This is a genomic window from Acidimicrobiia bacterium, from assembly GCA_041676705.1.
Lineage (GTDB): Bacteria > Actinomycetota > Acidimicrobiia > Acidimicrobiales > SKKL01 > Actinomarinicola.
Genome location: JBAYRL010000005.1, coordinates 183,422 through 206,606, shown reverse-complemented (window position 1 = coordinate 206,606; position 23,185 = coordinate 183,422). Strand labels below are relative to the sequence as shown.

Here is a 23,185-nt window from a genome sequence, read left to right as displayed (position 1 = left end):
GAAAAGCCTCAGCCAACACCGTCGAAATAGCCGCCGTCAACGTAGTCTTCCCATGGTCAATATGACCCATAGTCCCAATATTCACATGCGGCTTAGTACGCTCAAACTTAGCTTTAGACATCTGTGTTTGCCTTTGGATCCTTGGATGGGTTAACGCGGAGAATGCGCCGGGGTACCGGCGCAATTTAGTTTAGGTTGTAAACAACCGGAACTACCAGTAGCGGCGGCCGGATTCGAACCGGCGACCTCTCGATTATGAGCCGAGCGCTCTTACCAACTGAGCTACGCCGCCCGGGGCCCGCTCGAACGTCGCATGACGCCCGTTAAAGCCAAGAGCCCCCTGACAGAATCGAACTGTCGACCTTTTCCTTACCATGGAAACGCTCTGCCGACTGAGCTAAGGGGGCACGACCACAGCACTTGCGCACTTTATGTGGACCGGGTGAGATATTCTGCCACGGAATCGCGACCGTGCCCAATTATTACCGGGTGGTTTTTGGCACCTTAGGTCCTTCGGCCCAGAGAAATACCTAAAGTCTGGTGAGACTAAGCCCGATGACTCAATTGTGAGGTACGAGCGCCTAGTAGTAGATGCAGGAGAGAACCAAACCTTCGCGTTGGATTTTCACCCCCGGCTGACGGTGGTAACTGGGGTTGGCTCGCTTGAGCGCGAAGGCCTCACTTCAGAGCTACTAGGCGTCTTGTCATCGAATCGTTCGGGCGGGGCGCTTGAATTAGCCAAGGACGACGGCACTCGTTTGGCGGTGTTTAGACCATATGGGGCCAAGCACATGGTGGTCGATATCGACGCGGGCAGCGATGTCAGCTCGGACTATGCCGATTCAAGCGGAGCGATCGACCTGATTCGAGCCGAAGGTTTGGACCCAACGACAGCGCGACGCCAGCTAAAGGTCAATGCCAGTGACCTCTCAACTAGCACCCGTTCAGCTGAGCTGATCGCAACGTTAGCTTCGGTCGACCAAAACCAACTGTGGGCACTTGCAGCCCGGGTTCGTGAAAGCGAAGCGGAACTAGCACAGATGGCCGAAGAGGTGGGTAGCGCTCCCGAGGACATCAGCGCCATTGAGGACGTTGAGCGTCGCCACGAACAGTTTGAACGTGCACAGGCCGGACACGAAAAAGTTCGCAAAGCCACCTTTATTTTGGCCTTGTTATGTGCGTTGGCCTCGATACCCTTGGGACTTTTGCTAGGTCCGATCATGGCGGCTGCTGTTCTTGCACCGGCACCTGTGATTGCACTTTGGTCAATTCTGATGTGGCGGCGTCTCGAGTCGGCACGCAAGGCGGCGGATCAGGCGTTGAAGGATGCCGGTGCTGATTCATATCTGGGGTTCCATCTGAATCGGGTCAACTCGATGCTTTCGGGGGACCAGGTTCGCCGTGATTTGATGGCCTCGGCCGAGCTTCATCGACAAAGCACAGCCGAATGGACATCGTTGGTGGGAGATGTGCCTGTGGCTTGGGCCATCGAACATCGACAAGAGGTAACCGACGCCGCTCGCGTGCGCCAACATCAAGTTTTGGCACCTCAACTCGATGAAACCGACGTTTCGGTTACTTTGGCTGAAGAACTAGTGGTGCGATTTACCGCCGCACGCCGTTTAGGTTCGAGCGGAGAGAGCTTCCCGTTAGTGCTAGACGAGCCTTTTTCAAACTTTGAACCGACCATCAAAGCAGCGTTGTTGGAACTGCTAGTGAAAACGTCGAAAGACCAGCAGATCATCTTGCTTACTGAGGATAGTGACGTTGCCGAATGGGCACGAGTGGAAGCTTTAACCGGGGCTTTGGCCATTGTGGAATCGACCAAAAGCACGCTTCGGCTAATTGACGCCACCGACGCTTCAAACACGCCTTTAGCTATTTGAACTTGGCAATCATCATCAACCAACCAGGGCCGCTCGATAATGTAGTGGTGTGCACATTCGTCTAGCCACCACCGCCGATGCCGACGCCATTGGCGAAATTTACAACTACGAAGTGGCCAACAGCACGGTCACCACCGACTTGGTTCCACGCAGCCCCGAAGCGCAGCGCCAGTGGCTGACCGAGCGCTCTGGTGCCCGCGCAGTTTTGGTGGCCGAGAATGAGGCGGGGGCGGTGGTGGGCTTCGCTTCGTTGTCGCCCTATCGTGATCGTCCGGCCTATGCCACCACGGTTGAGAACTCGATCTACATTGACCGGAATTACCAGGGCAGTGGTATTGGGCGGGCCTTGCTCACTGAGCTCTTGGAAGTGGCCCGCAGCCACGGTTTTCACACTGTTATGGCCCGTGTGGTTTCAGGTCACGAATCTTCACTTGGCCTTCACACGGCACTTGGCTTTCGAGTGATCGGCACTGAGATTGAGGTGGCGAGAAAGTTTGGTCGCTGGCTCAACATGGTGGTACTGCAAAAGATGTTGTAACGCCAAGTGATGCTGCGAACCTGGCCACCAGATTTTGCTAGTCGCGGAAGTTGTTGAATTGCAGCGGAATACCAAAATCGTTTTCCTTCAGCGCTGCCATGATGGTTTGAAGATCGTCTCGTTTTTTGGAAATCACTCGTAACTGCTCGCCTTGAGTTTGTGACTGAACGCCTTTAACCCCTGCGGCTTTAATAAATTTGTTCAGCTCGCGTGCCTTGTCGGAAGAGATGCCAGCCACCAACTTCACTTCTTGCCGAGCCGTTCCGCCCGCAGCTTCTTCTACCTTGCCCCAATCAAGAGCTTTCAGCGAGAGCTTCCGCTTCACAAACTTCTCTTCCAGCACTTGGCGTAAAGCGGCCAGGCGATCGTCGGTAGAGGAACGCAAAGTAATGGTCGTATCGGCGAGCTCAACCGAAGAGTTGGTGTTTTTGAAGTCGTAACGGGTGGCTACCTCGCGGCTGGCCTGATCGAGAGCGTTACGAACTTCTTGAAAATCTACCTCTGAAACCACGTCAAACGAAGGCATGGCTACCAAACTAGCGCCTAGCAGGCAATGTTGTAGTCATACGCATTGTGCTTAGGGCATCAATCACCGCTAATATCTATTCTCCATTGGGTCGGTGCCCGAGCGGCCAAAGGGAACGGGCTGTAAACCCGTTGGCGTTAGCCTTCGAAGGTTCAAATCCTTCCCGGCCCACCAAAGTACAAGGTACTTACAAACAAATCCCTTGGGACTTCCACTGCGGAAGTCCCAAGGGATTTGTGGTTAAAGCTTCAACCCGAACCGACCCCAACAGGGTCTAATCTACAACGCTAAACGATCGTAATAGCCGGAATGGATGTACAGGGTAGGCACGCCTTCTTCACGGAACATTTCGACGTTGCGAGGATCATCTTCCAGGGTTAGTTGAATGTCGAAACCGTATTCGCGTAGCTCGTAGATACCAGTACGTTTAAAAACCCGCGACTGTACATAATCGGAGCCAGGCCGCATCACCAGTAGATCCCAGCTCAGGTTGTAACGATCAAGCCAGGCCAAGGTTTGAGGCTGCACGCTAAGTGGCCTCGCTGTCATTAGCACCACCACTACCGAAGGATCGATCACATCCATCAGATGCGACGTGCCTTCAATTAGCTCGTCATCGCCGCAGGCCTCAAAAAAACCTACCCAATCGGGTTCCTGTTGTGTTAGGTAATGCTGCCGATTAGCGGCGTTGGAAAGAACACCATCCATGTCAAAGACCACCGAAGGCCCAGGTTTACGTGGCTCTTCGTTCCAATACCAATGTTCATGCATGGGCTTCAGGTTTTTCTGTCCAGGTGGGCGCGCATGGTTTAACCCTAGCGGACCTTGGCCATGCTATTAGGCGTCGTCCTTGGCGTTATCAGTGGCGGCGCGCGAGTTGATCTCATCGAACACGTCGGGATCAGCCAATGTGGTGGTGTCACCCAAGTCGCGACCTTCGGCCACATCGCGCAGCAAACGCCGCATAATCTTGCCACTACGGGTCTTCGGCAGATCGGGGACCAGAATCACTGTTTTCGGCCGCGCAATAGCACCGATCTGTTTGGCTACATGCACGCGTAGCTCTTCGCCCGTTTCAGCAGTGGGTTCAACATCGCCGCGCAAAATCACATAAGCGATAATCGCCTGTCCCGAGGTTGGGTCTTTGGCACCGACGACCGCAGCTTCGGCTACGGCATCGTGAGACACCAGGGCCGATTCCACTTCGGTGGTGGAAATACGATGCCCGGAAATGTTCATAACATCGTCAACGCGACCCAAAAGCCAGAAATAGCCGTCTTCATCGATTTGGGCGCCGTCGCCTGCGAAATACAACCCGGGTGACTGCGAAAAGTACGTGTCGTTGAAACGTTCAGGGTCGCCCCACACACCCCGAAGCATCGCCGGCCAAGGAGGTTTAATAGTTAGGTAACCACCCCCTCGCTCCAGTGGCTTCCCGGTGTCATCTACAACTCCGGCCTCGATCCCAGGGATCGGGAAGGTGGCGGAGCCAGGTTTAGTGGTAACCACGCCAGGTAACGAGGTGATCATCATGGCACCGGTTTCGGTTTGCCACCACGTGTCGACGATTGGACAACGATCGCCACCAATGTTGGTGCGATACCACATCCAGGCTTCGGGGTTGATAGGTTCCCCCACCGAGCCCAACAGCCGCAGGGAAGAAAGGTCGTGCTTCTGCACTTCTTCAACGCCCCACTTCATAAAGGTACGAATCGCGGTGGGGGCGGTGTAAAGCTGTGTGACCTTGTACTTTTCAATAATTGCCCAAAGCCGATCACGGCCAGGAGTGTCGGGCGTGCCTTCGTACATCACCTGAGTGGCACCATTGGCGAGCGGCCCATAGACAATGTAACTATGGCCGGTAACCCAACCGACATCGGCAGCACACCAATAAATGTCTGATTCCGGTTTCAGGTCGAAGACATACTTGTGGGTGAATGCCACCTGGGTCATATAACCACCAGTGGTGTGCATGATGCCTTTGGGGCGAGCAGTCGTACCTGAGGTGTAGAGCAAATACAGAAGGTGTTCGGCTTCCATGGGCTCGGCCGGACAGTCGTTGCTGGCGCTAGCCATTAGGTCGTGCCACCACAGGTCACGGCCCTCTTCCATGTGAATATCGGTGTCGCAGCGGTTCACCACTACGACATGTTCCACTGATGGGGTACCAGCAATAGCCAAGTCGACTTGTGGTTTAAGCATGGAGGGAACGCCTCGTCGGAAACCAGCATCGGCCGTTACGATGATGCGGGCTTCAGCGTCATTCACTCGATCTGTAATGGAGTCAGGTGAGAAGCCGCCGAAGATCACCGAATGTGGAGCCCCGATCCTGGCACAGGCCAGCATGGCAATGGGAAGCTCGGGAATCATTGGCATATAAATGGCCACCCGATCGCCCTTGTTAATACCCAGACTCTTTAGCACGTTGGCAAAACGTGAGACTTCATCTAGAAGATCAGCGTAGGTAATAACCCGAGAGTCGCCAGGTTCACCTTCCCAATAGATGGCTACCCGATCGCCGAGTCCGGCTGCGACATGACGATCGATACAGTTTTCGGCCACGTTCAGTTCGCCATCGGCAAAATACTTGGCGTTCGGTAGATCCCATTCGGAGACCTTGGTGAAGTCTTTTTGCCAACTCAACAGTTCGCGGGCTTGGCGAGCCCAAAATGCGTCGGGGTCTTTCGCAGCTTCTTCGTACAGCGACTGATCGTTCACCAGGGCTTGGGCGGCGAAATCAGCTGGTGGCGGAAAGGTGCGATCTTCAACTTGGAAATTAGCGATAGTGGAATCAGACACCGCTTAGGTCCCCCTTCAAGGCATTGCGAACTCGTCTATGAGCCTACCCAGGTGACCGATGACACGTAGAACTATCTGGCGAGTTATGTGCGGGTAGCTATGAGGGTTGCCAAATCGCAACCAGAAACGAGCCGAGCCCGTTGGGGTCTAAGAGGGCTTCCGATTCGCTGATTCGGCTTCGAGCCAGCACGGCTTGAAGATCGGGGGCAGCGGCTTTAGCCCGCCAGAGCTCACGACCCTCTTCTACAAGCTCGACAATACCGAAACGCTCCAAGAATTCACTTTGGCTTAACAACAAGGTGGGGGCTGGGTTTGATTGTGCCAGCTGATCAAATGCCACATCGGTGGTTATGTCGGCAGAGCCAGGCGCATCTAAGGGATGACCTCCAGCGCTTTGGTTTCGATACACCCGCATCCAGCCACCCTCGCGTTCTGCGAGTTCGGCGGTGGTGGCTGTTCCATAGTCAAACAAGACCAAGTAACCACTCTTTAGGCGCCCTAAGAGCGTTTTCACTAGGTCTGAAGCATTCGCTTGCCATGGCACGCTCCAGCCTTCCTCGGCGTGTGGCACCAACTCGCTAAGTTGTGCTTCCACATCGGCCGACGCCTGGCGTTCGACAAAAGCCAGCTCAGCATGACCAGCGTCGTTGGTCACGACACCAACCAGAGACTCCAGCCACCGACCCCCCGAGAAAGTGAAGAGATCGAAGCTGATGTTATCTATTAGCTCATTAGCCAATATCACTCCGCTAAAAGGGGTCAACGAGATTTCTTGGCTGCTATAGACCCCCGGAGTGAGAGAGTTGTAGTGGTCGTTCTTGGTGAGCGTCACTACTTCCAGGTGTTGGTTTTGAGCGTCACGCAAAACTGGTGAACGCTCGACTAACACCTGCACCAAGGCTGCCAAGCAACGTGGTTTCGCGGCGCGAATAGCAATTGCCAAGGTTCCAACGCCGGCTCCTAATTCGACCATCACGAAGCGGTTTGGTTGGCCTGCTTCGTCCCACCACTGATCGAGCGCCCGGGCAACCACTGCACCAAAGAGAGGGCCAACTTCAACCGAGGTTATGAAATCGCCTCGACGACCAGCGCGACCAACGCCAGAACTGTAGAAGCCGTGCACCTCGTTATAGAGCGCTTCCTCCATAAAAGCTGAAAAGGGAATTGGCCCGTCAGAGCGAATTCCCTCAATCAGTTCTTGTTCTAATGACCGATTGGCCATGGGTCGAGCCTATAAGGCCCTTCAGCTTCCAGCCGCCAACAACGAAACTTCTGTAACTCGGGCCACAGCCTCGGGGAATACACCCAGGCCTACCGTGACCACGACCCCAATAGCCAAGGCAGCCACCAGCGAGAACGGAACCCGAATTCGACTGGTGTCGCCATCGGGTACATCGTTCATAAACATCTCTCGAGCCACGTTGGCGTAATAGAACAACGCAATAACCGAGTTGATGGCCACCGCGATAGCCAAGCTGTAGCCCACGAAGTTGTCGGCTTCCACTGTGGCTTTGAACACCGCTAGCTTCCCGTACCAACCAGCAAATGGTGGGATTCCAGCCAGCGAGAACATGAAGATCATCATGACCACCGACAGGCCAGGCGCGTAGTTGAACAAACCGCCATAGCTCGAAATTTCGCCAGAGCGAGTCTTACGAGCCACCGCGATTACCACGGCAAAAGCTCCGAGGTTCATCCCAGCGTAAATAACAAGATAAATCGCAATGGCTTGTAGAGCACGGTCGCCCACATCACCAGCCACCGCCAAAGCAGCCATCATGTAGCCCGCCTGGGCGATACCAGAATAAGCAAGCATTCGTACGATATTGGTTTGGCGTAACGCCATGGTGTTACCAGCAGTCATCGAGACCACCGCCAGCACCCAAAACAGCGGCTGGTAGACATCGTCACGACCGTAAAAGCCAACAAACACCAGCATCAGCAGCGCCACGAAACCGGCGGTCTTCGATGCCACCGCCAAAAAAGCGGTAATCGGCGTAGGTGCACCTTGATAGACATCTGGCGCCCAAGCGTGAAATGGAACCGCCGAAACCTTAAAGGCAAACCCAATGAGGGTGAACACTACCCCTAAGGTCACCAGGGGGATTGACTTCCCAGCGGCTACAGCATCGCCGATAACACTCAAACGGGTGTCACCCGCCGCCCCAAAAATTAGCGACATGCCATAAAGCATGATTCCCGAAGCGAAGACGCCCATCAGGAAGTACTTGATACCCGCTTCGTTGCTTTCCAGTGAGCGTTTGCGCCAACCGGCCAACATGTAGGTAGGCATAGAAAGCAGTTCTAAGGCCAAGAAAATGCTGACCAAGTCACGTGCCGAGGCCATCATCGTCATACCAAGGATGGAGGCTAACAACAAGCTGTAATATTCGCTTTCCCAGAAGTCGCCTTCCGCTACGTAGTTGGTAGACATCAGCACCACTACATAGCCAGTGATTAAGAACAGGGCCTTCATAAGGAGCGCAAAGTCGTCAACGACGTACGCTCCGCCGAACATTACTCGATCGGTACCATCAACGGCCAAAGTGAGCACCGGTACCAAAGCTACGAGCAAGCCCAGACCAGCCAAACCGGCCATGAACTTCCGACCCCGCTCAAGGAACACCACGTCGAGTGTTATGAGCAGCGCTGCAAAAGCCAGGACCGCCATATCGGGGGCCGCGGCATGCCAATCGATTATGGGTCGCTCAAAAGCGAGGAGAGAAAGCATCGTAGCGGTCGTCATCCGATCAGGATCCAGCAGCGGCAGCCACAATGCTGCTTACAGCGCCAACAGCGGGATCAGTGAGTTTGAACAACAGGTTGGGATACACACCAAGAACCACGATCAAAAGAATCATCGGTCCCCAAGCTGCCCACTCGGGGACGCTCATGTCGGTGATGTGCGGATCTTGTGCAAATTCTTCTTTAGGAGTGCCAAACGCGGTGCGCTGATAGAGCCACAGCAGATAAGCAGCCGCAAACACGGTACCAATTGCCGCGATCACCATGTAGGCCCTAAAGAGCGGTTCGGAGAGGCCTTCAGCTGGGCTATAGGCGGCCAAGATGGCCGGAACTTCACCCCAGAACCCAGCCAGGCCAGGCAACCCGAGAGAGGCCATCACCGCAATACCAAGCATCCAACCCATGCGCGGTGCGGGGACCAGCAGGCCACCCAAGCGCTTGATTTCCATGGTGTGGTAACGCTCTTTCATGGAACCGGTGATGAAGAACAGCAAACCGGTAATGAGACCGTGCGCAACCATTCCGAAGATGGCAGCGTTAATACCGAAATCTGTAAGGGTAGAAACACCCAGCATGGTGAAGCCCATGTGAGCCACCGACGAGAACGCGATTAGGCGTTTCATCTCTACCTGGGCCAAACAACAGAAGGCGCCGTAGATGATGCCTATCACCGAGAGCGCACCCATAAACGGTGCCCATTCGATCGCCGCTTCGGGCAGAATTGGAATGGCGATTCTGATAAAGCCATAGACACCAAGCTTCAACAAGATGGCAGCCAAAATTACCGAACCCACGGTGGGGGCCTGAGTGTGAGCGTCGGGCAGCCAGGTGTGCATGGGGAACATGGGCACCTTGATCGCAAACCCGAAGAACATTCCGCCAAAGATGATTACCTGGGTGCTAAGTGCAATACCGCTAGCCGCCATGGGTAGGGCTCGCATATCGAAGGTGTGCACTACCCCGGCCGCGGTGCCACTGGCGTCAGCCAGGAAGTAGAGCGCCAAGAAGCTAACCAGCATTAGGGCCGAGCCGAAGAGGGTGAACAAGAAGAACTTGATGGCCGCGTACTGACGATCTTCGCCGCCCCAGACTCCGATTAGGAAGTACATGGGTACCAAGACCACTTCGAAGAACACGAAGAATAAGATGAGGTCTTGCGCCAAGAAGGTACCGATCATTCCCGTTTCTAGGATGAGCACCATGATCAGGAAGGCTTTGGCGTTACGAGGTTCGGGCAACCAATGCAGTGAATAGAGCATGCAGGTCACCACGATGAACATGGTGAGCAGCATGAGCGGCATCGAAATGCCGTCAAGCCCCAAGATGTAACGACTGTTGATCACGTCGATCCAGCTCTTGTCCACCACGAATTGGAGCTCTTTTGAGCGGTCCATGTCGAAGTTGACCAAGAGGGCAACACCAACCGCCCCCACCACCAGTGAGGTAATAAGAGCCACAGCTTTTTGCAGCTGTTCCTCGGCTCGCGGTATTACCGCCATGATGGCAGCACCTACCAGCGGTAAGAATATTGCCAGGCTTAATCCCCAGTCATTGAGGAAATCTTCCATCGTAATCCCTTCAGATTCCTGGTTCCGCGATCAAACCAAAACTACGAGCGCACCTGCAAGCACAGTTGCGCCTCCGAATAGCATTGTTGCGTACTGACGTATGCGCCCGTTTTGGAACAGGCTTAATACCCCACCTGTGGCCTTAGCCGCACGACCAGACATGTTGATAGTGCCGTCGACAGCGCCTTGATCGACCAGGGTATAAATTTGGCGACCAGCAGCAACCGTGCCACTGCCTACGCCGTTCACCACACCGTCAAGCACGTTCTGGTTTATCCAGTTAGAGCCATCGGCGATAGGGCCTTTAACCCCACCGGCGATGATGTCGGTGTATAGAACATCTAGATAGTACTTGTTGTCGAGCAGGGTGTAGCCGGCCTTGGCAGCGGCGCTACGTTCAGTGACCCCGTGCCAGCGACCGTTAAACCAATAGGCGTAAGAAAGCGCCACCCCACCAAGAGCGATCAGAGTGGAGCCAATTGCTAACGCCCAATCGAAATCACCATGATGAACCGCCGGGAAATAAGCCATCCCACTGGGTTCGACGAACGCAGTGAAACGCTGGGCGATGTTTGAAGGGGCAATAGCTTCGGGAAGGTTCAAGAAACCAGCCAAAGTGGCAAAGACCGCCAGAATCCATAGTGGAACGGTGATCGATGCTGGAGATTCGTGTGGCGTACCTTCGCCCCGGTATTCACCAAAGAAGGTGAGATATACCATGCGGGTTACATAGGCACCGGTTAGCCCAGCGGTAACCAAACCCATAACCAGCATGAGCGGATAGCCGCCGTTACCGAGTTGTTGGGCCCCAGCGAGAATTTCGTCTTTCGACCAGAAACCGGCCAACGGAGGTAAACCGGCCAAAGCAATCGACGCCAACAAGAAGGTGCGGTAAGTCTGCGGCATATATTTGCGCAAGCCGCCCATGTCTTTCACCATGTCGAAGCTGTGGTGACAAGCGTGGCTAACCGAGCCAGCGCCCAAGAACAAACAAGCCTTGAAGAAGGCGTGGGTAAAGAGGTGGAACAAAGCCGCCGTCCAGGCACCCACACCAAGGGCCATCACCATATAACCCAACTGGGAAATGGTTGAGTAAGCCAGAACCTTCTTGATATCTCGTTGTACGAAGGCCAGCGAGCCACCAACCAAGGTGGTGACACCACCAATTACCGCTAAGGCGTTGATGCTGGAGCCACCGATTTGGAGCCCTTCCCAAAACACGCCATAGAGACGAGCCACCATGAAAATACCAGCCACAACCATGGTGGCGGAGTGCAGCAAAGCTGAGACCGGGGTGGGACCTGCCATGGCATCGGGCAACCAGGTGTGCAGGAAGAATTGACCCGATTTCGACATGACGGCCGCTAGCAACGATAGCGAAGCCACCAATAAGGCCGTGTGTGAAAGATCACCGGCCACCGCCAACGAGTTGATCTCCATCACGTTGAAGGTTTGTGCGGTGAAATAAAGGATGATCATCCCGATGATCAAGCCAACGTCGCCTACACGGTTAGTGAAGAAGGCCTTCAGCGCAGCATCGGAGTTGGGCTTTTCTTCCCACCAGTGACCGATAAGGGCAAACGAACAAACACCAACCATTTCCCAGGCGGTGATGATTTGGAAGGTGTTCGACGAAATCACCAACGTCATCATCGATGCCGAGAACAAGCTGAGGAAAGCAAAGAAGTGGGTGTAACGACGATCGTCACGCACATATTCAGTGGAATAAACGTGTACGAGTAGCGACACCAAGCCCACCACGAAAAGCATCATGAGGCTTAGGCCGTCAACGAGGATGCCCACTTTGAATTGAGTGCCGCCAGATTGCCACCAAACCCATTCGTTGTGAATGGCTCCAGCTTCGGTACCCCCGCTACGCGTGACCCAGCTGATTCCAGCTAAGAGCGCCATTACGAATGAGGCACCCACCGCCAAAATACCGATTTCCGACCCTTTGCGGGGCATTCGTTTCCCGAAAAACAGGATTAAAACGAATGAGACGGCCGGTACTGCTGGAATGATCCATGCATTCTCAAGGAAGAACATGTGTCGCTATTAGCCCTTCAGCAGATCGACTTCATCGAGGTCAATACTCGATCGGTTCCGATAAATAAGTAGCACCATCGCCAAGCCGACACCGACTTCAGCGGCCGCCACCGCAATAATGAACAACGCAAACACATGACCAGTAACCACGCCGTGCATGGCACCAAATGCAACCAGGTTGATGTTCACCGCATTGAGGATGAGCTCGACCGACATCAGCACCATAACGGCGTTGCGCCGAGCTAATACCCCATAAACGCCGATGCAAAACAGGATCGACGAGAGCATTAAGAAGTTGGTTAAGAGCATCTCTTTAGTCTCTCCTCGCCAACACAATGGCGCCGATCAAAGCCGACAGCAGCAACATTGAGACTGCCTCAAAGGGCACCACGAAAGTACCAAAGATTGAGTCACTGACCTGAGTTACCGACTGAAAGCGTTCCGTCGGGAGTTCGGCCCGAGACATTCCATCTGTGCCATAGATGGCATAACCCATGACGGCGAGCAGAATGACCGCTACTAAAGCCGAGGCGCTGCGTTGGGCTGGTGCACCATCGATTTCCGGGTCGTCACCTAAGACGGCTCGGGTGAGCATAACCCCGAAGAGGAACAACACCACGATGGCACCCACATAGACCATGATTTGGGTGGCCGCGATGAACTCGGCACCTAGAAGCACGAACTGTCCGGCCGCTCCAGTGAGCACGACCACAAGATAAAGGGCGGCGTGCACCACGTTTTTGGTGGTTACAACCCGTATTGCTCCTACCACCATCACCGCGGCTATCAGGTAGAAAGCTATGTTCTGAGCGACGTTGTCGCCCCACACAACATCCACTAGCGGGGCACCTTCTTTACTTTGGCTTCCGAACCAGCTTCGTACTGTTCGAAATCTGGGACCGTGGTCATCCAGTGACCGAGCATAGTTTTGTCGTGAAGAAGGTCGGCAATCCGAGGCTCGGAATATTCGAATTCAGGGCTCCAGAACAAAGCTTCGAAGGGACACACTTCGACGCAAATACCGCAATACATACACAGTGAGTAGTCGATATCGAAACGATCGAGAGCGTTACGTTGACGAGGCTTACCACCCTCACGACGAGGCGGCGCCAGATACTTGTGACCTTCAATGTAAATGCACCAATCAGGGCATTCGCGGGCACAAAGCATGCACACCGTGCAGTTTTCTTCCTTAAGGGCAATTACCCCGCGGGCGCGAGGGGCCGGGGATTCCTTCTCGTGGGGATACTGGACCGTTACATTCGGTTCCAGCATCGTGCGGAAGGTAACACCTAAGCCTTTGATAAGTCCTGGTAGCTGAGCCATTAGAAGACCACCTTTAGGACGCCAGTTACGGCAATGTTCGCCAGCGCTAAGGGGATTAGCACTTTCCAAGCGAAGGTTTGGAGCTGATCTTCACGAAAGCGTGGGTACGTGAAGCGGATCCAAAAGACTAAGAACGAAACGACCATGATCTTTACAAACATGACGATCGGACCAAGATAGTTAAGAGTGTTGGAATCAAAATCGAAGCCCGGAATCCACCAGCCACCTAGGAACAATACGGCGGCTATACCCGCAAAAGCGAAGGCGGTAGCGAATTCAGCTAAGAAGAAAGAAAGGAAACGGAAACCGGAATATTCAACTTGGTAACCACCCATAATTTCCGATTCAGCTACAGGCATATCGAAGGGCGTTTGGGTGAGTTCAGCCTGAACAGCCACCAAGAAGATAAGGAAACCTACAAATTGGGTGATGATGAAGGGGTTTCCGATGCCACCCCAACCGAAGATTTCGCCATTCGCCTGAGCGGCCACAATGCCTTGCATATTCAGGGTGCCAGCTTGGATAACCACACCAACGACCGCCAGAACCATGGGCAACTCGTAGGCAATTAGCTGACCTGCGGCCCGCAGAGCACCAATGAGCGAGTACTTGTTAACCGAAGCCCAACCGGCCATCAAAATACCAATGACCGAAATTGAAGAAACAGCTAAGGTCATGAAAATTCCGGTTTCAACCGGTTCGCCCACTAGGTCTGGCCCGACCGGTACAAAGACGTAGATGAGAAGGGTCGACATAAGCACCACGATTGGTGCTGTGGCGAAGACCCACTTATCGGCCTTTTCAGGGAAGATGTCTTCCTTTTGAATGAACTTCACGCCGTCACCGATCAACTGGAGCAAGCCGTAAGGGCCCGATTCCATGGGCCCCAATCGGCTCTGCATGAAACTCATGATCTTCAGCAAGAACACATAACCCAAAATTAGGGCCGCGGTAGGGGCCATAATGGCCGCTACCAGCACCTTAATTAGGGTTGTTTGCCAGTAGGCAAGATCTAGGCCCAGTACCAATCCACTCACCGGTCAATGTCTCCAAGGATGAAATAGAGGCTCGCCAGGATGGTGATGATGTCGGGCACAAAGACACCTTTAAGCAACCACGGCGTGATGGATACGTTGTTAAAAGAAGCCGAACGAATCTTGGTTCTAAAGGGCATGAGGTCGCCATCAGAGACGATGTAGTAGCCCATTTCACCAAGCGGGTTCTCGGTTGAAACCCAAGCCTCGCCCGCTGGCACCTTAATAATGCGTGGCACCTTGGCCATGATGGGCCCAGAAGGCAGGCTGTCGAGTAGCTGATCGACGATGAAGGTTGACTCGCGGACTTCTTGGAGACGCACCCAAAAACGGGCGAAGGCGTCGCCGTCGGGGTGGGTCCAAACCTTCCAGTCGACCTTGTCCCAAGCTAGGCCCACTGGGTTATCGCGACGAAGGTCCCAATCGACTCCAGAGGCCCGAATGTTGGCACCTGAGAGACCATAGGAAAGACCAACCTCGGCAGGGATGACCCCGATGCCCCGGGTACGGGCTTCGAAGATTTCGTTGCCCAAAATGATGTCTTCCATGATCACGCAAAATTCGCGGATCTTGACCATGGAACGACGAGTCTCTTCAATCCAACCCTTGGGTAGATCGTCTTTTAGGCCGCCAATACGGTCGAACATCGAGTGGAAACGTCCGCCGGTGGCGGCTTCGATGTTGTTAAGTACGTATTCACGATCACGGAAGGCGTAGAAAGCTGGGGTTTGCGCTCCGAGCTGCAAAGCCATGTCACCCAGGAACAAGCTGATGTTGGCGATCCGGGCCAGCTCAAACAATATGGTACGAATGTGCTGGGCGCGAGGAGGAGCTTCTACCTCCATCAACTTCTCGGCCGCCAAGATAAAGGGGACTTCGTTGGCGAAGCTACCCAACCAGTCGATGCGGTTGATGAGGGCTGTTACTTGAAGATAAGTACGTACCTCGGTGAGCTTCTCGTAGCCCCGGTGCATGTAGCCCATGAGGGGCTCGGCCGAAAGCACCTGTTCACCATCGAGGCGCGCCACAATGCGCAACGTACCGTGGGTCGCCGGATGCTGGGGACCCATGTTTAGGGTCATGCCGCCAGTTTCGAGCTCTACGTTTACCCGAGAATCGGCGGCTTGGGCAGCCATATAGGCCAGTTGGCGGCGTTCAGAAATAGCGGTCATAGCGAGCTATTCACCTTCTTCTGGATCGCTAGCTTCGTCGTCTTCGCCTGGCATAGGCTCTACGTCGACAATGCCCGGCCATGGTTTCATGTGACGAGCAAGCAAGGGGAAATCTTTACGCAGAGGATGGCCCTCAAAGTCGGTGGGCAGATAGATGTGTCGAAGATCGGGGTGTCCATCAAAGTTAATTCCGAACATTTCCCAAGCTTCACGTTCATGCCAGTTGGCACCGCGGTAAATTCCGGTCCAGGTAGGCATGGTGAGTGTGTCTTCTGGAACGTCGGCCTTAATCGTGATGCCCATCTTGGCATCGATCGAATAGACCCGAGCGAACACCTGAAATCGCGTTTCGCCACCAGTTACCCCGTGGACGATGTCCGTGGGAAATTCTCGCTCTTCACCGGTTAAGGCGATGTCGACCTCAGAATCATGACGACGGCCGAAGGGCGATGGCATCCAGTCGATACCAGAGAGGAAGGTGAAGTAGCTGAAGCGAAGATCACGATTTAGCACTTCTGCAGCGTCGCCCCAATGGGCAGAAGCCACTCGAACCCAAATATCATCGCCGGCATCGATGTGCGAACCAAGTACATGCTCAGCACCCAGGCGATTGGTGAAGTTAGCTAGAAGCTCTTCACGCTCGGTGTCGGTCGGAGCTGCTTCTTCGGTTTCGGGAGCACTATCAACTGACGACAATGGGCTCACCCTTCCATCGAGCCGCCATGTCTTCGTTCTGAATGCGTTCTTGTAATAGAACGATGCCTTCGAGCAACGCTTCAGGACGCGGCGGGCAACCTGGAACGTACACGTCGACTGGGATGATTTGGTCGACACCTTTGGTGACTGAGTAGGAATCCCAGTAGGGACCGCCCGAGTTAGCACAAGAGCCCATGGAGATGACGTACTTGGGGTCGGGCATCTGTTCGTACAAGCGCAAAACCGCGGGTGCCAATTTATCGGTGACAGTACCAGATATGATCACCAGGTCGGCTTGACGAGGACTGGCAGGGAAAGGAATGACACCCAAGCGCATAACGTCATATCGAGGCGAGGCCAAGGCCGCACCCATTTCAATAGCACAACACGCTAAACCCCACTGGTAAGCCCAGATTGAGTACTTACGACTGAGATTAAGAAGCGATGTCAGCGGCTTGGGTAGTTTGCCGCTTTCGACTAGACCCATCGCAATACCTTCTTTCGCCATGCATATACAAGGCCCAAGGTGAGGATACCTATAAATATCGCCATCTCGACAAGCCCGTATACATCGTACGCTTCTACCCTGGTAGACCATGGGAAGATAAAGACCGCTTCCACGTCAAACATGACGAAGAGCAGAGCAAAGATGTAGTAACGAACGTGGCTTTGTGACCACGCTGAGCCGACCGCATCGACACCACTTTCGTAGGTCAGGTACTTCTGCTCTTGTGGTCGGTTCGGTCGCACAAGACGACCTACACCTAGCAGCGCGCCAAGTAGTACTACGGCCAAGCCGCCAAAGATTGCGACGGTTAAATAACTCCGGAGAAAGTCCGACACGTCAGTTACCCTAGTGAATCCAGTCACGAGCGGACAAACAACAATGCATTTGTCCCTAGTTTTTGCGGATGTTGCGGTACAGCAGAACGACGATTATGACAGCGCTACCAGCACTGGAACAGCGTCATTAGCTAGGTCTACTAAAATATTTGGTAAGACGCCAAGTACGAGAGTTGCGATAACAGCAATGCCGATTGCGGTCGCTGAAGTCAGCGGAATAGACACCGTAGGTCCGCTGGCTGTGGCCGCGGCACCATCGTCATCGGCACTCAGGTACATGGAAACAATAATCTTCAAATACAACACGGCGGCAATTACCGAAGCCAGCATGGCCACCAAGGCCAAAATGTAGTTCTTGGAATCTACCGCAGCCGAGATGACATAGAACTTGCCAAAGAAACCAGACGTAAACGGCACACCGGCTTGGGCCAACAAGAAGACGGTGAAAGCCAACGCAATACCGGGGCGGCTCTTAGATAGCCCTTTGTAGTCATCCAAGCTGTGAGCGGCATCACCACGTTGTGAGACCAAACCCACTACGCCGAAGCTTCCAATCACCATGAAGATGTAGGCGGCCAAATAGAACATCATGGCCGACATGCCAACCGTGGTTCCGGTGTAAACGGCCACCAGCACAAAACCAGCATGGCTGATAGAAGAATAGGCCAATAGGCGCTTAACGTTGGTTTGCACAACAGCTAGAATCGCTCCCACCACCATGGTCAACACCGCTAGAGCGTAAATAAGCGGTTGCCAATCATCGATTTGTACCGAGAGTGCCAGATAGAAAACCCTGATCATGCCCGCAAAGGCACCCACCTTGACCGCCGCCGCCATAAAGGCGGTAATGGGAGTAGGTGAACCCTCATAGACGTCGGGGGCCCAACCGCCAAAAGGTACGGCCGCAATTTTGAAGGCGAAACCTACCAGCAAGAGCGCCATACCCAACAGCAACATGGCATTTCGCAACAGCACATTGGCCGCCAAGAAGCTGGCGATACCTACCAGGCTGGTAGTACCAGTAGCACCGTAAACCATGGCGATTCCGTACAAGAAAAACGCCGAGGAGAACGCTCCCACAATGAGGTACTTAAACCCGGCTTCTTGCGATTCAGCCCGGCGATGGTGCATGGCAGCAAGCACATAGATAGCGATAGACAAGGCTTCGAGACCCAAGAACATGACGATCAGGTCATTGGCAGAAGCCATGATGGCACCGCCAGCGCCAGCTAATAAGACCAAGGCGTAGAACTCGACCGAATCTAGGCCTTCTCGCCTTAGATAGCCATCGAGCAGCAAGGCCGTGAGAATCACGGTTACTGCGATTAACCCCGTGGCCATCACCGAGAAACCGTCGATTCCGAGCGCTCCGGCGACCGCGGTTAGCGGACCGCGGCTTGGGTCTTGCACTCGCTGCCAAAGCGGCACACAAAAGGCACCCGAGGCTAGAGCAATGATCACGGTTATAGCGGCATGGGCTGAAGGCGTTTCACGAACGGAACGCACCAGCGAGCTGAGGGTCAGCAACAATATTCCGCCGGCGGCGAGAATCAAGATCGGCATGAGCGCCGACCATTCGATCTCGGGTGTGTCAATGGGCGTAGTTTCGCCCAACTGTGCGAACAAAGCTGTGGAGCTCACCAATGTTGCAATCATTTGGTAACCTCCGCGCTAGCAATAGAAGTGTTCAAAATTGCGCCCTCATTGGCGGTAAATCGGGGCACCTCTGTTTCTATGTGCTGCACTAGCACTCGAGCTGCGGGTTCGATGCGTTCAAGGACCGGTTTGGGGTATACGCCTAAGAATACGATTAAAGCTAACAACGGCAAGATTGCTAGACCTTCTGCCCAGCTCAGTTCTTTAAACTTGGCATTTTCTTCGTTGGGTGTGCCATGAAAAACCTGTTGGTATGCCCACAGCAGATAAACCGCTGCGATGATAACACCAGCGGTACCAGCCACGGCCCACCATCGTGCTGAGGCAAAAGAACCGATCAGCACTAGGTATTCGCCAATGAAACCGTTTAGACCCGGAACGCCAATCGATGAGAACATAACCAGGGTAAATACCCCAGCAAAGATTGGCGCAACCCGTTGGATACCACCCAACTCGGCCATGATCCGGGTATGTCGTCGTTCATAGATCCAACCCACCAAGATAAACAAGGCACCCGTTGAGAGCCCGTGGTTCACCATCTGTAGCACGCCACCCTCGATACCAATGGTGTTAAGGGCAAACACACCTAGGGCAATGAAACCCAAGTGAGCGATCGAAGAATAGGCAATAAGACGTTTTAGGTCTTTTTGCATGGTGGCTACGACCGCCCCATACAAGATGCCGATTACACCCAAGGTTAGAAAAACTGGTGCGAAATATACGGCCGCTTCTGGGAAGAGGAACAGACCGAAACGCACAAAGCCGTAGGTACCGAATTTCAGCAACAAAGCCGCCAGAATTACCGAACCAGCGGTTGGGGCATTGGTGTGAGCGTCGGGCAGCCAAGTGTGTACCGGAAAGAGTGGAACCTTGACCGCAAAAGCCACCGAGAAAGCCAAGAACAGCCAGCGGGCGCTAGTAGTAGCGATGGACTGTGAGGTGGCGATTTCCACCAGGTCGAAAGTAATGGCACCGCCGGTTGCTTGAGCATGCAAGAAAACGGTGGTCAGAATTCCCACCAATAGAAATGCCGAGCCGGCCATGGTGTACAAGAAAAATTTCATGGCGGCGTAAATTCGATCGCCGTGTCCCCAGTTGCCGATGAGGAAGTACATGGGGACCAGCACAATCTCAAAGAAGATGAAGAACATGAACAGGTCGAGGGCTAAGAAAACTCCCATCGAACCGGCCAACAACAACATCAACCAGGCATAGTAAGCCTTCGATTCGTGTTCGGGTTTTGTTACCAAAATGGAAACGGGGAATATAACCGCCGTTAAGGCCACCAGGAACAGAGAAATTCCGTCGACACCGAGGTGCCATGAAATACCGAGTGACTCTACCCATGGCTGATTGGTTACGTATTGGAACCCGGCATCAGCGGTGTTGAAATCAGCCAGGATGAAGGCTGCTACCGCGGCGGTAGCGATTGAGGTCGCTAGGGCCACCATTCGCATTGACTCGGCCCGTTTGGTGGGCAGAATCCCTATGAGCGCAGCTCCGATGAAGGGAAGAACAACGAGCGACGTCAGCAGTGGAAACGGTTGCGATGAGGCCATCGTTAAGGTGCTAGTTAATGTCATCTAAAAGCTCGCCCTCGTTAACAACCAAGCACCGACAAAGATGACGCCCACACCAATTCCAAGCGCATAAGTGCGAACAAATCCAGTCTGTACAACTCGAATAGCGCTACCACCGGCACGAACGCCAGCCGCTACGCCATTCACAATCCCGTCAATCACGTTGCGGTCAAACCATGCAAACGCTTCCCACAGTTTCCGACCCGGTCCCCCAGCAAAGGCGGTAATACTCGAGTCAATCCACCAACCTTTAGCAAAGGCGTCTTGTTCGAACGGCTCAGCAGGAATGCGCTCTTTGAGATAAACCAAATAGGCAACCACTACGCCCAGCACTGCTAACACAATGGAAATACCAGCCACCATCAGCTTCGTTCCCGTGCTCATGGTTAAGACGGCTTCGTTACCGTAGAGCGACGGCTCTAACCAGTTACCGAGGAAGTGCAGTTTGTGGGTGAAGGGCAGATTTAATGCACCACCGGCCAGGGCGGCCACCGCCAAGACCACCAAGGGTAATGTCATAGTCCAAGGTGATTCGTGGGGTTTGAAATCCTCCGGGAAGTTTTCCGTGTCGCCTTCCCAGCGTGCTTTGCCGAAGAAAACCATAAAGACCTGGCGGCTCATATAGAAGGCCGTGAGAAGCGCTGCGATTGACCCCAAAAGCCAAATTGCTTTCGAGTTGCCGTAGGCGTAAAGCAAAATTTCGTCTTTAGACCAAAAGCCAGAAAACGGTGGAATACCTGCAATGGCTAACCAACCGACGATGAAGGTGCCAGCGGTAATGGGCATGAACTTGGCCAGGCCGCCCATATGGCGCATGTCTTGATCATCGTTCATACCGTGGATGACCGACCCGGAACCCAAGAACAAAAGTGCTTTGAAGAAAGCGTGGGTAATTACGTGGAACAAAGCTGCCACATAGGCACCCGAGCCGATGGCGAAGAACATGAACCCCAACTGGCTAACAGTGGAGTACGCCAAGACCTTCTTTATGTCATTTTGTGACACGGCAATGGTGGCAGCTACCAGCGCCGTCAACACCCCAACCCATGCAATCACATCGGGCACCCAACCGTAGCTGGCTGCGACCACGGGGCTGATACGGATGAAGAGATAGAGGCCAGCGGTGACCATGGTGGCAGCGTGGATTAGCGCTGAAACGGGGGTGGGCCCCGCCATGGCATCGGGGAGCCAAACAAAGAGAGGTAGCTGAGCAGATTTTCCGATGGCCCCGACAAAGAGCATGAGCGCCATACCGGTAGCTGTGACTGCCAGGATATTGCCAGCAGTGGCGGCGGCGATTACATCGACATAGGAAAGTGATCCCACCGTGACAAAGGTGAGGAACATGCCCACCAAGAAGCCCCAGTCACCAATTCGGTTGGTCACGAACGCTTTCTTACCGGCCGAGGCATTGGCCTCATTATCAAACCAGAACGAGATGAGCAGGTATGAACAGGTACCTACGCCTTCCCAACCGAGGAAAGTCATCAAGAGGTTCTCGCCCAAAACCAAAATGAGCATGGAGAACGCGAACAGGTTCAAATAAATGAAAAACTTGGAAAAGTCGCGATCGCCGTGCATGTAGCCCACCGAATACAGGTGGATGAACGAGGCCACACCGGTCACGAAAAGCGCCATAGTGATGGAGAGCGGGTCTACCAGGAAACCGGCCTTAACGCTGAGGTTGCCAGCGGGCACCCAGTCGAACAGCGCCTGTGTGAAAAGACGTTCGTCACCCGGAAGATCAACCAGTCCGAGAAACACCACCACAGTGGTTATGAAGGAACCAAACATAGCGGCCGTGGCCAACCAACCTGCTGTAGGTTCGCCCAAGCGCCGTCCTAGAAGCACAAGAGTTAGAAATCCGGCCAAAGGAAAGGCCGGTATCAGCCAAACAAGATCGAGCATGTTACGCAATCAGCCTTTAAGTAGCGCTAAGTCGTCAGCGGTAACTTCTGGTTGTCGCCGCATGATGGCCACGATGATGGCAAGGCCCACGACTACTTCAACTGCGGCTACCACCAGCACAAAGAAAACAACAGACTGTCCGCCTATGTCTCCCAACATTCGAGAAAAGGCGACAAATGAAAGATTCACGGCGTTGAGCATCAGCTCTACGCACATAAACATCACCAGAGGGTTACGGCGAATGAGTAATCCAACGCCACCAATTGTGAACAAGGCAGCCGAAAGCACCAGATACCAAGTACCGGTTACAGCCATTATTTAGTGGCCTCCTGCTTCTTGTTGCTATTCATGTGCTGCCCTACCAATACCACCGCGCCCACTACGGCCACGGTCAACAAAATAGCAGTGGCCTGAACTGCAAAGATGTGCTCGGTGAAGAGGTTTTTACCCAAGGAAGCGAGATTAGACTGTGTGAGGTCGGGGAAGGTATTTCCGAGCGAACCAGTTAGTTCGGTGCCGCCCACAACCAGCACGGCGAGCACCATCAAAAAGAACAAACCGCCGCCTACCAAGGCGGCAATCCGCTGACCCGGTAGCGGCTCAACGCTTAGATCTTCGTTGCTTTTCACACCTAAGAGCATCATCACGAACAAGAAAAGCACCACAATGGCACCGGCATACACAATGATTTGCACAGCCGCCAAGAAATGAGCTTCTTGGGCCACAAAGAGCACTGCTACGCCAAACAACGTAGCGATCAAAGACAGTGCCGCTTGGTTGGTGCTGGGCAATAGCAAGACACCAAGAGCACCACCCAAAACAATGGCTGCGCCGATAACAAAAACTAGAACCTCTACCATTC

At 53.9% G+C, this 23,185-nt stretch carries 23 protein-coding genes and 3 tRNA genes; 3 read left to right on the top strand and 23 right to left on the bottom strand.

The window, feature by feature from the left end:
- From WC184_09785 to WC184_09775, 3 genes are all read right to left on the bottom strand, one after another.
- A partial coding sequence (locus WC184_09785) for a GTP-binding protein (GenBank protein MFA7478164.1) occupies positions 1-121 on the bottom strand: 121 nt, incomplete at its 3' end.
- A gap of 97 nt (positions 122-218) precedes the next feature.
- Positions 219-292: transfer RNA gene (locus WC184_09780), tRNA-Met, on the bottom strand.
- Between the two features lie 42 nt (positions 293-334).
- Positions 335-407: transfer RNA gene (locus WC184_09775), tRNA-Thr, on the bottom strand.
- 159 nt (positions 408-566) lie between these two features.
- Between WC184_09775 and WC184_09770 the strand changes: the two genes are divergently transcribed.
- Positions 567-1,886: a hypothetical protein gene (locus WC184_09770; GenBank protein ID MFA7478163.1), complete on the top strand. Its 1,320-nt coding sequence runs from the start codon at positions 567-569 to the stop codon at positions 1,884-1,886.
- A 49-nt stretch (positions 1,887-1,935) separates the two neighbouring features.
- Entirely contained in the window at positions 1,936-2,424 is a 489-nt protein-coding gene (locus WC184_09765) for an N-acetyltransferase family protein (GenBank protein ID MFA7478162.1), read from the top strand.
- Positions 2,425-2,461: 37 nt separating this feature from the next.
- Here the strand turns inward: WC184_09765 and WC184_09760 are convergent, their stop codons facing one another.
- Entirely contained in the window at positions 2,462-2,950 is a 489-nt protein-coding gene (locus WC184_09760) for a YajQ family cyclic di-GMP-binding protein (GenBank protein ID MFA7478161.1), read from the bottom strand.
- Positions 2,951-3,038: 88 nt separating this feature from the next.
- Here WC184_09760 and WC184_09755 point away from each other — a divergent pair.
- Positions 3,039-3,124: transfer RNA gene (locus tag WC184_09755), tRNA-Tyr, on the top strand.
- A gap of 105 nt (positions 3,125-3,229) precedes the next feature.
- Here the strand turns inward: WC184_09755 and WC184_09750 are convergent.
- The 19 genes from WC184_09750 to WC184_09660 form a co-directional block, all read right to left on the bottom strand.
- The gene (locus tag WC184_09750; GenBank protein MFA7478160.1) at positions 3,230-3,721 is read right to left on the bottom strand and encodes a hypothetical protein; all 492 of its coding nucleotides are present in this window, start codon (positions 3,719-3,721) and stop codon (positions 3,230-3,232) included.
- Between the two features lie 66 nt (positions 3,722-3,787).
- Positions 3,788-5,749 (bottom strand): acetate--CoA ligase, encoded by a 1,962-nt coding sequence (gene acs / locus WC184_09745; protein ID MFA7478159.1) that lies wholly within the window; start codon positions 5,747-5,749, stop codon positions 3,788-3,790.
- Between the two features lie 97 nt (positions 5,750-5,846).
- On the bottom strand, positions 5,847-6,971 hold the full coding sequence (locus tag WC184_09740) for an SAM-dependent methyltransferase (GenBank protein ID MFA7478158.1): 1,125 nt from the start codon (positions 6,969-6,971) through the stop codon (positions 5,847-5,849).
- Between the two features lie 21 nt (positions 6,972-6,992).
- Positions 6,993-8,495: an NADH-quinone oxidoreductase subunit N gene (locus WC184_09735; protein ID MFA7478157.1), complete on the bottom strand. Its 1,503-nt coding sequence runs from the start codon at positions 8,493-8,495 to the stop codon at positions 6,993-6,995.
- A gap of 4 nt (positions 8,496-8,499) precedes the next feature.
- Entirely contained in the window at positions 8,500-10,062 is a 1,563-nt protein-coding gene (locus WC184_09730) for an NADH-quinone oxidoreductase subunit M (GenBank protein MFA7478156.1), read from the bottom strand.
- 30 nt (positions 10,063-10,092) lie between these two features.
- Entirely contained in the window at positions 10,093-12,108 is a 2,016-nt protein-coding gene (gene nuoL, locus WC184_09725; GenBank protein ID MFA7478155.1) for an NADH-quinone oxidoreductase subunit L, read from the bottom strand.
- A 9-nt stretch (positions 12,109-12,117) separates the two neighbouring features.
- On the bottom strand, positions 12,118-12,417 hold the full coding sequence (gene nuoK, locus WC184_09720; GenBank protein MFA7478154.1) for an NADH-quinone oxidoreductase subunit NuoK: 300 nt from the start codon (positions 12,415-12,417) through the stop codon (positions 12,118-12,120).
- A gap of 4 nt (positions 12,418-12,421) precedes the next feature.
- Positions 12,422-12,946: an NADH-quinone oxidoreductase subunit J gene (locus WC184_09715; GenBank protein MFA7478153.1), complete on the bottom strand. Its 525-nt coding sequence runs from the start codon at positions 12,944-12,946 to the stop codon at positions 12,422-12,424.
- Positions 12,946-13,434 carry an NADH-quinone oxidoreductase subunit I gene (locus WC184_09710; protein ID MFA7478152.1) on the bottom strand — a complete coding sequence of 163 codons (489 nt, stop codon included), beginning with the start codon at positions 13,432-13,434 and terminating at the stop codon, positions 12,946-12,948. The genes WC184_09715 and WC184_09710 overlap by 1 nt, the downstream gene beginning before the upstream one ends.
- Positions 13,434-14,471, bottom strand: coding sequence for a complex I subunit 1 family protein (locus WC184_09705; GenBank protein MFA7478151.1), 1,038 nt, complete (start codon positions 14,469-14,471; stop codon positions 13,434-13,436). The genes WC184_09710 and WC184_09705 overlap by 1 nt, the downstream gene beginning before the upstream one ends.
- On the bottom strand, positions 14,468-15,640 hold the full coding sequence (locus tag WC184_09700; protein ID MFA7478150.1) for an NADH-quinone oxidoreductase subunit D 1: 1,173 nt from the start codon (positions 15,638-15,640) through the stop codon (positions 14,468-14,470). Before WC184_09700 ends, WC184_09705 begins: the two co-directional genes overlap by 4 nt.
- Before the next feature lie 6 nt (positions 15,641-15,646).
- Positions 15,647-16,336 (bottom strand): NADH-quinone oxidoreductase subunit C, encoded by a 690-nt coding sequence (locus WC184_09695; GenBank protein MFA7478149.1) that lies wholly within the window; start codon positions 16,334-16,336, stop codon positions 15,647-15,649.
- Entirely contained in the window at positions 16,323-16,823 is a 501-nt protein-coding gene (locus tag WC184_09690; GenBank protein MFA7478148.1) for an NADH-quinone oxidoreductase subunit B family protein, read from the bottom strand. The genes WC184_09695 and WC184_09690 overlap by 14 nt, the downstream gene beginning before the upstream one ends.
- Positions 16,814-17,179, bottom strand: coding sequence for an NADH-quinone oxidoreductase subunit A (locus tag WC184_09685; GenBank protein ID MFA7478147.1), 366 nt, complete (start codon positions 17,177-17,179; stop codon positions 16,814-16,816). Before WC184_09685 ends, WC184_09690 begins: the two co-directional genes overlap by 10 nt.
- 93 nt (positions 17,180-17,272) lie before the next feature.
- Positions 17,273-18,835 carry an NADH-quinone oxidoreductase subunit N gene (locus tag WC184_09680; protein ID MFA7478146.1) on the bottom strand — a complete coding sequence of 521 codons (1,563 nt, stop codon included), beginning with the start codon at positions 18,833-18,835 and terminating at the stop codon, positions 17,273-17,275.
- Positions 18,832-20,418: an NADH-quinone oxidoreductase subunit M gene (locus WC184_09675; GenBank protein ID MFA7478145.1), complete on the bottom strand. Its 1,587-nt coding sequence runs from the start codon at positions 20,416-20,418 to the stop codon at positions 18,832-18,834. Before WC184_09675 ends, WC184_09680 begins: the two co-directional genes overlap by 4 nt.
- Entirely contained in the window at positions 20,419-22,323 is a 1,905-nt protein-coding gene (gene nuoL, locus WC184_09670; protein ID MFA7478144.1) for an NADH-quinone oxidoreductase subunit L, read from the bottom strand.
- Positions 22,324-22,332: 9 nt separating this feature from the next.
- On the bottom strand, positions 22,333-22,638 hold the full coding sequence (gene nuoK, locus WC184_09665; protein MFA7478143.1) for an NADH-quinone oxidoreductase subunit NuoK: 306 nt from the start codon (positions 22,636-22,638) through the stop codon (positions 22,333-22,335).
- Positions 22,638-23,183, bottom strand: coding sequence for an NADH-quinone oxidoreductase subunit J (locus WC184_09660; protein ID MFA7478142.1), 546 nt, complete (start codon positions 23,181-23,183; stop codon positions 22,638-22,640). The genes nuoK (WC184_09665) and WC184_09660 overlap by 1 nt, the downstream gene beginning before the upstream one ends.
- Between the last annotated feature and the right edge of the window lie 2 nt (positions 23,184-23,185).

What these genes read in the sequence shown, in the direction of transcription:
- nuoL (MFA7478155.1), bottom strand. Translation starts at nt 12,108, where the DNA reads ATGTTCTTCCTTGAGAATGCATGGATCATTCCAGCAGTACCGGCCGTC.
- WC184_09690 (MFA7478148.1), bottom strand. Translation starts at nt 16,823, where the DNA reads ATGGGTCTAGTCGAAAGCGGCAAACTACCCAAGCCGCTGACATCGCTT.
- WC184_09760 (MFA7478161.1), bottom strand. Translation starts at nt 2,950, where the DNA reads ATGCCTTCGTTTGACGTGGTTTCAGAGGTAGATTTTCAAGAAGTTCGT.
- nuoK (MFA7478154.1), bottom strand. Translation starts at nt 12,417, where the DNA reads ATGCTCTTAACCAACTTCTTAATGCTCTCGTCGATCCTGTTTTGCATC.
- WC184_09700 (MFA7478150.1), bottom strand. Translation starts at nt 15,640, where the DNA reads ATGACCGCTATTTCTGAACGCCGCCAACTGGCCTATATGGCTGCCCAA.
- WC184_09680 (MFA7478146.1), bottom strand. Translation starts at nt 18,835, where the DNA reads ATGATTGCAACATTGGTGAGCTCCACAGCTTTGTTCGCACAGTTGGGC.
- WC184_09730 (MFA7478156.1), bottom strand. Translation starts at nt 10,062, where the DNA reads ATGGAAGATTTCCTCAATGACTGGGGATTAAGCCTGGCAATATTCTTA.
- WC184_09740 (MFA7478158.1), bottom strand. Translation starts at nt 6,971, where the DNA reads ATGGCCAATCGGTCATTAGAACAAGAACTGATTGAGGGAATTCGCTCT.
- WC184_09735 (MFA7478157.1), bottom strand. Translation starts at nt 8,495, where the DNA reads ATGACGACCGCTACGATGCTTTCTCTCCTCGCTTTTGAGCGACCCATA.
- WC184_09675 (MFA7478145.1), bottom strand. Translation starts at nt 20,418, where the DNA reads ATGACATTAACTAGCACCTTAACGATGGCCTCATCGCAACCGTTTCCA.
- WC184_09750 (MFA7478160.1), bottom strand. Translation starts at nt 3,721, where the DNA reads ATGCATGAACATTGGTATTGGAACGAAGAGCCACGTAAACCTGGGCCT.
- WC184_09660 (MFA7478142.1), bottom strand. Translation starts at nt 23,183, where the DNA reads ATGGTAGAGGTTCTAGTTTTTGTTATCGGCGCAGCCATTGTTTTGGGT.
- nuoK (MFA7478143.1), bottom strand. Translation starts at nt 22,638, where the DNA reads ATGGCTGTAACCGGTACTTGGTATCTGGTGCTTTCGGCTGCCTTGTTC.
- WC184_09710 (MFA7478152.1), bottom strand. Translation starts at nt 13,434, where the DNA reads ATGGCTCAGCTACCAGGACTTATCAAAGGCTTAGGTGTTACCTTCCGC.
- nuoL (MFA7478144.1), bottom strand. Translation starts at nt 22,323, where the DNA reads ATGCTCGATCTTGTTTGGCTGATACCGGCCTTTCCTTTGGCCGGATTT.